Source organism: Kitasatospora sp. NPDC002965 (assembly GCF_040611255.1).
In the GTDB taxonomy this organism is placed as follows: Bacteria; Actinomycetota; Actinomycetes; order Streptomycetales; family Streptomycetaceae; genus Kitasatospora.
Map to the genome: position 1 here is coordinate 1 of NZ_JBEXNT010000215.1, position 10,087 is coordinate 10,087.

A 10,087-nucleotide genomic window follows, 5' to 3' on the forward strand; every position below is an offset into this window, starting at 1 on the left:
AGCCCACCACACCGACACCCCCCACCTCGAAGAACTCACCCTCCACACCCCCCTCACCCTCCCCGACCCCACCCCCCACCACCTCCAGATCCGCACCACCACCCCCGACACCACCCACCACCGCACCCTCACCATCTCCTCCCGCCCCGAACACACCACCACCTGGACCCTCCACGCCACCGGCACCCTCACCACCCCACCACCGGCCACCGGGGCGGACCTGGTCGGCTGGCCGCCCCCGCGGGCCGAGGCGGTGGACCTGGACGGCCTCTACGACCGGTTCGCCGAGGCCGGCTACGGCTACGGCCCCGCCTTCCGGGGCCTGACCGCCGCCTGGCGACGCGACGACGAGGTGTTCGCGGAGATCGCGCTGGACCCGCGCCAGCACGCCGACGCCACCGGCTGCACCGCGCACCCGGCCCTGCTGGACGCCGCGCTGCAGGCCAGCGCGCTGCTGACCGGTCAGGACGGCCAGGCCCGGCTGCCGTTCAGCTGGACCGGGGTGAGCGCCCACGCGAGCGGCGCGACCTCGCTGCGGGTCCGCGTGTCGGCGGACGGCCCGGAGGCGGTGCGGCTCGACGCGTACGACCTGGCGGGCCGCCCGGTCCTGACGGTGGACTCGCTGGTGCTGCGCCCGGTGGGAGCCGGCGCGTTCGCACCGGCGGCCGACGGGGACCGGCTGTTCCGGCTCGACTGGCAGGCCGTCGGCGGCGGTCCGGTCGGCTCCTGGGTCCCGCTCGACGCGTTCGACCCGACCGGCGGGGAGGAGCCCGTCCCGCCCGTGCTCTTCGCCGACTGCCCGACCGGTGACAGCACCGGCGCGGACGGCACCGGCGCGGACGACGGCGGTACGGACGACGGCGGTACGGACGGCGGTGCCGACGCCACCGGGAGCACCGACGGGCCCGATCCGGCGGCCCGCCTGCACCGCACGGTCGCAGGCGCCCTCGCGCTGGTCCGGAACTGGCTGGCCGAGGAACGGTTCGCCGACTCCCGGCTGGTGCTGCGCACCGTCGGCGCGGTGCACACCCGCCCCGGCGACCGGCCGGTGGACCTGGCCCAGGCGGCGGTCTGGGGCCTGCTGCGCAGTGTGCAGAACGAGCACCCGGACCGCTTCGTCCTGCTCGACACCGAGCACCCCGGCATCCTGCCGAGCTCGCTGCCGCCCGAGGGCGAGAACCAGCTCGCCCTGCGCGGCTCGGAGTTCCTGGTGCCGAGGCTGGCCGCCGCGGCGCGCCCGGAGCTGCTGACACCCCCGCCGGACGAGCCGCTCTGGCGGCTGGAGGCCACCGGTGACGGCACCCCGGAGGGCGTGGCGCTGCTGCCGTACGTGCCCGCGCCGCTGGGCGCCGGCGAGGTGCGGATCGCGGTCCGCGCGGCGGGCATGAACTTCCGGGACGTCGCGGTGACCCTCGGACTGACCCCGGACCAGCAGGGCCTGGGCAGCGAGGGCGCGGGCGTGGTGCTGGAGGTCGGCGCCGAGGTCACCGACCTGGCGCCGGGTGACCGGGTGCTGGGGATCTTCGGCTCGGCCTTCGGCCCCCGGGCGGTGGCGGACCGGCGCACGGTGGCGCGGATCCCGGACGGCTGGTCGTTCGCGCAGGCCGCCTCCGTGCCGGTCGTCTACCTGACCGCCTACTACGGCCTGTTCGACCTCGGCGGCCTGCGCCACGGGGAGTCGGTGCTGGTCCACGCGGCGAGCGGCGGAGTGGGCCTGGCCGCCGTCCAGCTGGCCCGGCACGCCGGGGCCGAGGTCTTCGGCACGGCGAGCGAGCACAAGTGGGGGGTGCTGCGCGAGGCCGGTCTGCCGGACGGTCGGCTGGCCTCCTCGCGCACGCTGGAGTTCGCCGACCGGTTCCTCGCGGCCACGCTGGGACGCGGCGTGGACGTGGTTCTGAACTGCCTGGCACGGGAGTTCGTGAACGCCTCGCTGCGGCTGCTGCCGGGCGGCGGGCGGTTCCTGGAGCTCGGCAAGACCGACATCCGGTCGGCCGAGCGGATCGCGGCCGACCATCCGGGGGTCGGCTACCGGGCCTTCGACCTGATGGAGGCCGGCCCCGAGCGGATCGGCGAGATGCTGACCGAGATCCTGGCGCTGTTCGACCGCGGCGTGCTCACCCCCCTGCCGCTGACCTGCTGGGACGTCCGCGAGGCGCCGCAGGCCCTGCGGCACCTGAGCCAGGCCCGGCACGTGGGCAAGAACGTGCTGCTGCTGCCCACCCCGCTCGACCCCGAGGGCACGGTGCTGATCACCGGCGGCACCGGCACGCTGGGCCGCCTGGTGGCCCGGCACCTGGTGACCGGGCACGGCGTGCGCCACCTGCTGCTGGCGAGCCGGCGCGGGCCGCAGGCCGAGGACGCCGGGGCGCTGGTGGCCGAACTGGCCGAACTGGGCGCGCGGGCCACGGTGGCGGCCTGCGACGTCGCGGACCGCGGCGCGCTGGCCGGGCTGCTGGCGGGCGTGCCCGGGGACCGTCCGCTGACGGCCGTGGTCCACGCGGCCGGCCTGCTGGACGACGGGCTCGCCGAGTCGCTGACGGACGAGCAGCTGTCCCGGGTCCTGCGGCCCAAGGCGGACGCGGCGATCGCGCTGCACGAGCTGACCGCCGACGAGGACCTGGCGGCCTTCGTGCTGTTCTCCTCCGGCGCCGGCCTGCTCGGCACCCCCGGGCAGGCCAACTACGCGGCGGCGAACGCCGTCCTGGACGGCCTGGCGGTCCGGCGCGGGGCCGAGGGGCGGCCGGGGCTGTCCGTCGGCTGGGGCCTGTGGGAGGAGCGCAGCGCGCTGACCGAGCGGATCGGCGGCGCCGAGCTGCGCCGGATGGCCCGGGGCGGGGTGGGCGCGCTCTCCTCCGCCGAGGGCCTGGCGCTGCTGGACCTGGCGCTGGCCGGCCCGCACCACTACCTGCTGGCGGCCCGGGTCGACCGGGCGGCGCTGCGCGCGGACGGGCCTGCGCTGTGGAGCGGGCTGGTCCGCCGTTCCAGGCCGCGGGCCGCGGCGGCCAGGCCGGGCGGGCAGGCCGCGAGCGGTCTGCTGGAGCAGCTCGCGACGCTGAGCGCCGCCGAGTCGCACCGGCTGCTGCTCGACCTGGTGCGCGGTCACGCCGCCGCCGTCCTCGGGCACTCCTCGCCGGAGCGGATCCGGCCGGCCCGCCCGTTCAAGGAGATCGGTTTCGACTCGCTGACCGGCGTCGAGCTGCGCAACCGCCTCGTGACCGCGACCGGGGTCCGGCTGCCGGCCGCCATGGTCTTCGACTACCCGACGCCGGAGGCGCTGGCCCGCCGGCTGGCGGCGAAGGCCGCCGAGCGCTCCCCCGCCGCGACCGCCGCGGACCCGGACGCCCTGCTCGCCGGTCTGGAGCAGTGGGAGGCCATGCTCGCGACGCTCGACCCCGAGGCCCCGGTCCGCGAGGAACTGGCGCGCCGGCTGCGCGAGGTGCTGGCGCGCACGGCGGAGCGCCCGCCGGCCGGGGCAGCGAGCGCCGACGCCATCGTCGCCGCGACCGACGACGAGATCTTCGCCTATCTCGACCAGCAGTTGGAGGGGCAGTGAGGCCTCCGCGCCCGACGGCGCGCGCACACGCCCCCGCGCAGGACTCCCCCCTCCTCAAGACGAAGGTGCAGGAAACCCCGTGAGCGACCAGAAGCTGCGCGACTACCTCAACCGCGTGACCATCGACCTCCAGCAGACCCGGGAGCGGCTGCGCGAGGCCGAGGCCAAGAGCCACGAGCCGATCGCCATCGTCTCGATGAGCTGCCGCTTCGGCGGCGGGGTGAGCACCCCGGAGGACCTCTGGGAGCTGCTGGCCGCCGACCGGGACGCGATGACCGGCCTGCCCGGCGACCGGGGCTGGGACCTGGGCGCGCTCGCGGCCGGCGGCTCCCCGGCGCGCGGCGCGTTCCTGGACGACGCGGGCGGCTTCGACCCGGCGTTCTTCGGGATCAGCCCGCGCGAGGCGGTCGCCATGGACCCGCAGCAGCGGCTGCTGCTGCTCGCCTGCTGGGAGGCCGTGGAGCGGGCCGGCATCGACCCGCACGCGCTGCGCGGCAGCTCCACCGGCGTCTACGTGACCGCCGTGGACCAGGGGTACGGCACGCTGGGGCAGAGCGCCCCGGAGGCCGTCAAGGGCTTCCTGATGACCGGCAACGCGATCAGCGTGCTCTCGGGCCGGGTCTCGTACGCGATGGGTCTGGAGGGCCCGTCACTGAGCGTGGACACCGCCTGCTCGGCCTCACTGGTCGCCCTGCACCTGGCCGCCCAGGCCCTGCGGTCCGGCGAGTGCTCGCTGGCGCTGGTCGGCGGCGCCAACGTGATGGCCCTGCCCGGCGCCTTCCTGGAGATCGCCCGCCAGGGCGGGATGGCGGCGGACGGCCGGTGCAAGCCGTTCGCGGCGGCCGCGGACGGCACCGGCTGGGGCGAGGGCGTCGGCGTACTGCTGGTCGAACGGCTCTCCGAGGCGCGGCGCAACGGCCACCCGGTGCTCGCCGTGCTGCGCGGCTCGGCCATCAACCAGGACGGCGCCAGCAACGGCCTGACCGCCCCCAACGGCCCCTCCCAGCAGCGGGTCATCCAGGCCGCGCTGGCCGACGCCGGTCTGTCCGGCGCCGACGTCGACGTGGTCGAGGGGCACGGCACCGGCACCACGCTCGGCGACCCGATCGAGGCGGACTCGCTGCTGGCCACCTACGGGCAGGGGCGCCCGGCGGACCGGCCGCTGTGGCTGGGCTCGCTGAAGTCCAACATCGGCCACACCCAGGCCGCGGCCGGTGTGGCGGGCGTGATCAAGATGGTGCTGGCGATGCGGCACGGGGTGCTGCCGCGCACCCTCCACGTGGACGCGCCCACCCCGCACGTCGACTGGTCGGCGGGGGACGTGGAGCTGCTGACCGAGGCACGGGACTGGCGGCCGGAAGGGCGCCCGCGCCGGGCCGGCGTCTCCTCCTTCGGGATGAGCGGCACCAACGCGCACGTGGTGCTGGAGGAGGCCCCGGCGGCGGAGCCCGCGCAGGCCGCGCCCGCCGGCCGGCCGGCGGCGGTGCCGTGGCTGGTCTCCGGGCAGAGCCCGGAGGCGCTGCGGGCCCAGGCGGCCCGGCTGGCCGCGCACCTCTCGGCCCGCCCCGAGCTGCGTCCGGTGGACGTCGGCCGCGCGCTGGCCACCACCCGGTCGGCCTTCGAGCACCGCGCGGCGGTGGTGGGCGCGGAGCCCGGCGACCTGCTGCGCGGGCTGACCGCCCTGGCCGAGGACGCCTCCGCGCCGGGCGCGGTGTCCGCCCGCGCGTTCGGCGACGGGCGGGACCGGACGGTGTTCGTCTTCCCCGGCCAGGGCTCGCAGTGGCTGGGCATGGCCCGTGAGCTGCTCGTCGAATCCCCGGTCTTCGCCCGCTCGGTGGCCGACTGCGCCGAGGCCCTGGAACCGCACGTGGGCTGGTCGCTCGTCGAGGTGCTGCGCGACGAGCCGGGCGCGCCGCCGCTGGAGCGGATCGACGTGGTGCAGCCGGCCCTGTGGGCGGTGATGGTCTCGCTGGCCGCGCTGTGGCGCTCGTACGGCGTCGAACCGGCCGCCGTGGTCGGCCACAGCCAGGGCGAGATCGCCGCCGCCGTGGTGGCGGGCGCGCTGAGTCTGGCGGACGGCGCCAAGATCGTCGCACTGCGCAGCCGGCTCCAGCGGCCGCTGTCCGGCACCGGCGCGATGGCCACGGTGAACCTGCCGGCCGCGCGGGTGCGCGAGCGGCTGCGCCGCTGGGAGGGCCGGCTGTCCGTGGCCGCCGTCAACAGCCCGGCCTCGGTGGTGGTCTCCGGCGACCCGGCCGAGCTGGCCGAGTTGCTGGCCGCGTGCGAGGCCGAGGGGATCCGGACCCGGCGGGTGGCCGTCGACGTGGCGAGCCACTCGGCGCACGTGGAGAGCGTGCGCGAGGAACTGTTGGCGGCGCTGGCCGACGTACGGCCGCTGGAGGGCCGGGTGCCGTTCCACTCCGCCGTCACCGGCGGGCGGCTGGACGCCGCCCGGTTGGACGCCGGCTACTGGTTCCGCAACCTGCGCGAGACCGTGGACTTCGACGCGGCCCTGCGTTCGGCGCTCGGCCACGACGGCGCGGCGCTGGTGGAGATCAGCCCGCACCCGGTGCTGGCCGTGCCGATGCAGGACGTGCTGGAGGACGTCGGGCACACCGACACCGTGGTGCTCGGCACGCTGCGCCGTGACGAGGGCGGGCTCGCGCGCCTCCTGTTCGCGCTCGCCCAGGCACAGGTGAACGGCGTGCCGGTGGACTTCTCGCCGCTCTTCGACGCGCACCCGGGCGGCCCGGTGGAACTGCCCACCTACGCGTTCCAGAACCGCCCGTTCTGGCTGGACACCTCGGCCTCGCCGGTGGCGGCCGCCGACCCGGCGGACACCGACTTCTGGGCCGCCGTGGACCGCGAGGACGCCGACGCGGTGGCGGCGACCCTGGGCGTGAGCGCGGACGGCTGGCGCGAGGTGCTGGCACCGCTGGCCGGCTGGCGGCGCCACCGCCACGACCGGACCGTGCTGGACGGCTGGCGCTACCGGCTCGCCTGGCGCCGCCTGCCCGAGCCCGCGGCCACCGCGCCGCAGGGCACCTGGCTGCTGGTCAGCGGCGCCGGGGCGCCCGACGCGGACCCGGCGGGCGAGCGGCTGGCCGCCCTGCTGACCGCGGCCGGCGCCGAGGTGCTCCCGGTCGTCGTCGACGATCCCTCGGTCGACCGGGACACGCTGGCCGAGCGGCTGCGCGCGGCGCTGGAGGGCCGCCCCCGGCCGACCGGGGTGGTCAGCCTGCTCGGGCTGGACGACCGGGCGGTGCCCGGACTGCCCGCGCTCCCGGCCGGTCTGGCGGCGACCACCACGCTGGTGCAGGCCCTGGTGGAGCTGGACGCCGGGGCACCGCTGTGGTGCCTGACCCGGGGCGCGGTCGCCACCGGCGGGAGCGAGCGGCCGAGCCACCCGCTGCGGGCCCAGGTCTGGGGCCTGGGCCGGGTGGTGGCGCTGGAGCACCCGGCGCTCTGGGGCGGCCTCGTGGACCTGCCGCCCCTCGACGGGCCGTCGGCACGGGACGGCGCGCGGGCGGCGGCCGACGAGCGGGCGCGGGACGACGAGCGGGCGCTCGGGCGGCTGCTCGCGCTGCTGGCGGGCGACGGCGCCGAGGACCAGGTGGCGCTGCGCCCGGACGGGGTGTTCGCCCGCCGGCTGGTGCGGGCCGCCCAGGCCCCGGCGCGGCGCGACTGGCGCCCGAGCGGCACCGTGCTGATCACCGGCGGCACCGGCGGCCTGGGCGCCCAGGTGGCCCGGCAGCTGGCCCGGACCGGCGCCGAGCACCTGGTGCTGGTCAGCCGGCGCGGCGAACGGGCACCCGGCGCCGCCGAGCTGGCCCGCGAGCTGGGCGTGCTGGGCTGCCGGGTCACCCTGGCCGCCTGCGACCTGGCCGACCTCACCGCGCTGCGCGCGCTGGTGGACGGGCTGGCCGCGGCCGGCGACCCGGTGCGCGCCGTACTGCACACCGCCGCCGCCGTGCAGCTCGGCACCGTCCGGGAGCTCGGGCCCCAGGAGCTGGCGGCCACCCTGGAGGCCAAGGCCCTGGGCGCGGCCCACCTCGACGAGATCTTCCGGGACACCGAGCTGGACGCCTTCGTGCTGTTCTCCTCGGTCTCCGGCGTGTGGGGCAGCGCGGACCACGGCGCCTACGCGGCGGCCAACGCCTACCTGGACGCGCTGGCCGAGCACCGGCGCGGCCGGGGCCTGGCGGCCACCTCGATCGTCTGGGGCATCTGGAGCGCGGCCGGCGGCGGGCTGGCCACCACCGAGCTGGAGCGCCAGCTGATGGAGCGGGGCATCCCGTTCCTGGACCCCCGGCTCGCGCTCGCGGGCCTGCAGCGGGTACTGGACGACGACGAGACGACCGTCCTGGTCGCCGATGTCGACTGGTCGCGGTTCGTACCGGTCTTCACCTCGGTGCGGCCCAGCCCGCTGATCGCCGAGATCCCCGAGGTCAGGGCGCTGGCGGAGGCGGCCGAGGCCGAGCGGGGCGAGGACGGCGAGGCGGGCGCCGCGCTGCGCCGCGCCCTGCGCGGGCAGTCCGACGCCGAGGTGGACCGGATCCTGCTGGAGCTGGTCCGCCGGCACGCCGCCGACGTGCTCGGGCACGACTCGGTGGACGCCGTCACGCCCACCCGCGCCTTCCGCGAGCTGGGCTTCGACTCGCTGATCGCCGTCGAGCTGCGCAACCGCCTGAACGCGGCCACCGGCCTGCGGCTGCGCACCACCGTGGTCTTCGACCACTCCTCGGCACAGGCCCTGGCCATCGCGCTGCGCGGCGAACTGCTGCTCGACCGGGCGCGGCCGGAGCCCGCGTCGGCCGGCACCGCGGGCGACCCGGACGAACCGATCGCCATCGTCTCGATGAGCTGCCGCTTCCCCGGCGGGATCGACGAGCCGGAGAAGCTGTGGCAGCTGCTGCTGGACGGCGGCGAGGCGATCGGCGCGCTGCCCACCGACCGCGGCTGGCCCGCCGACCTGTACGACCCGGACCCGGACCGGGCCGGCCACTCGTACGTCAAGGAGGGCGGTTTCCTGTACGACGCGGGCGACTTCGATCCGGCGTTCTTCGGGATCAGCCCGCGCGAGGCGGTCGCCATGGACCCGCAGCAGCGGCTGCTGCTGGAGAGCTCCTGGGAGGCGCTGGAGCGGGCCGGTCTCGACCCGGCCGGGCTGCGGGAGAGCCGGACCGGGGTCTTCGTCGGCGTCAACTACCAGGACTACACCTCGATCGCGGCCTCCGGCGCGCCGGAGGGCACCGAGGGCCACCTGGTGGCGGGGGCCGCGGCCTCCGTCGTCTCCGGGCGGGTCTCGTACACGCTGGGCCTGGAGGGTCCGGCGATCACCGTCGACACCGCGTGCTCCTCCTCGCTGGTCGCCCTGCACCTGGCGGCGCAGGGGCTGCGCAGCGGCGACTGCTCGCTGGCGCTGGCCGGCGGCGTGGCCGTGATGGCCACCCCGGGCGTGTTCGTCGGTTTCTCGCGCCAGCGCGGGCTGGCCGCCGACGGGCGCTGCAAGGCCTTCGGCGCGAGCGCGGACGGCATGGGTCTGGCCGAGGGCGTGGGCGTGGTGCTGCTGGAGCGGCTCTCCGACGCGCGCCGCAACGGCCACCCGGTGCTCGCGGTGCTGCGCGGTTCGGCGGTCAACCAGGACGGTGCCAGCAACGGCCTGTCGGCGCCCAACGGGCTGGCCCAGCAGCGGGTGATCCGTCAGGCGCTGGCGAACTCCGGGCTGTCGGCCGCCGAGGTGGACGCGGTGGAGGCGCACGGCACCGGCACCACGCTGGGCGACCCGATCGAGGCGGACGCGCTGCTGGCCACCTACGGGCGGGAGCGGCCCGGGGACCGGCCGCTGTGGCTGGGTTCGCTGAAGTCCAACATCGGCCACACCCAGGCCGCCTCGGGCGTCGCCGGAGTGATCAAGAGCGTGCTGGCGCTGCGTCACGCCGTCCTGCCCAGGACCCTGCACGCGGACGAGCGGACCCCGCACGTCGACTGGTCGGCGGGCGCGGTCGAGCTGCTGACCGAGGCGCGCCCGTGGGAGACCGAGGACGGGCGCCCGCGCCGGATCGCCGTCTCGTCGTTCGGTTTCAGCGGCACCAACGCGCACGCCGTCCTGGAGCAGGCCCCCGAGGAGGCCGTCGCCCCGCCGCGGGAGCCCGCACCCGTCGAACTGCCCTGGCCCGTGTCGGCCAGGAGCGCGGAGGCGCTGGCCGCGCTGGCCGGCCGGCTCGGCGGGCAGCTGCGCGCCACCGGTGGCGATCCGGTGGACGTCGGCCACTCGCTGGCGACCGGGCGGGGTGCCTTCGAACACCGGGCGGTGCTGCTCGGCGGCGACCGGGCGGGCGCGCTGGCGGCGCTGGCCGCCGGTGGCCAGGACCAGCACCTCGTGCGGGGCGCCGCGGACGCCGGCGGCCGTCGGGTCTTCGTCTTCCCGGGGCAGGGTTCGCAGTGGGCCGGCATGGCCGTCGAACTCCTCGACACCGCACCCGTCTTCGCCGAGAAGATGAACCAGTGCGAACAGGCCCTCGCCCCCCACGT

The 10,087-nt window shown here is 77.1% G+C and carries 2 protein-coding genes; both read left to right on the forward strand.

Annotated elements, in window-relative coordinates:
- A partial coding sequence (locus ABZY91_RS40110; protein ID WP_355408981.1) for an SDR family NAD(P)-dependent oxidoreductase occupies positions 1 to 3,553 on the forward strand: 3,553 nt, incomplete at its 5' end.
- A 79-nt stretch (positions 3,554 to 3,632) separates the two neighbouring features.
- A partial coding sequence (locus tag ABZY91_RS40115) for a type I polyketide synthase (RefSeq protein ID WP_355408983.1) occupies positions 3,633 to 10,087 on the forward strand: 6,455 nt, incomplete at its 3' end.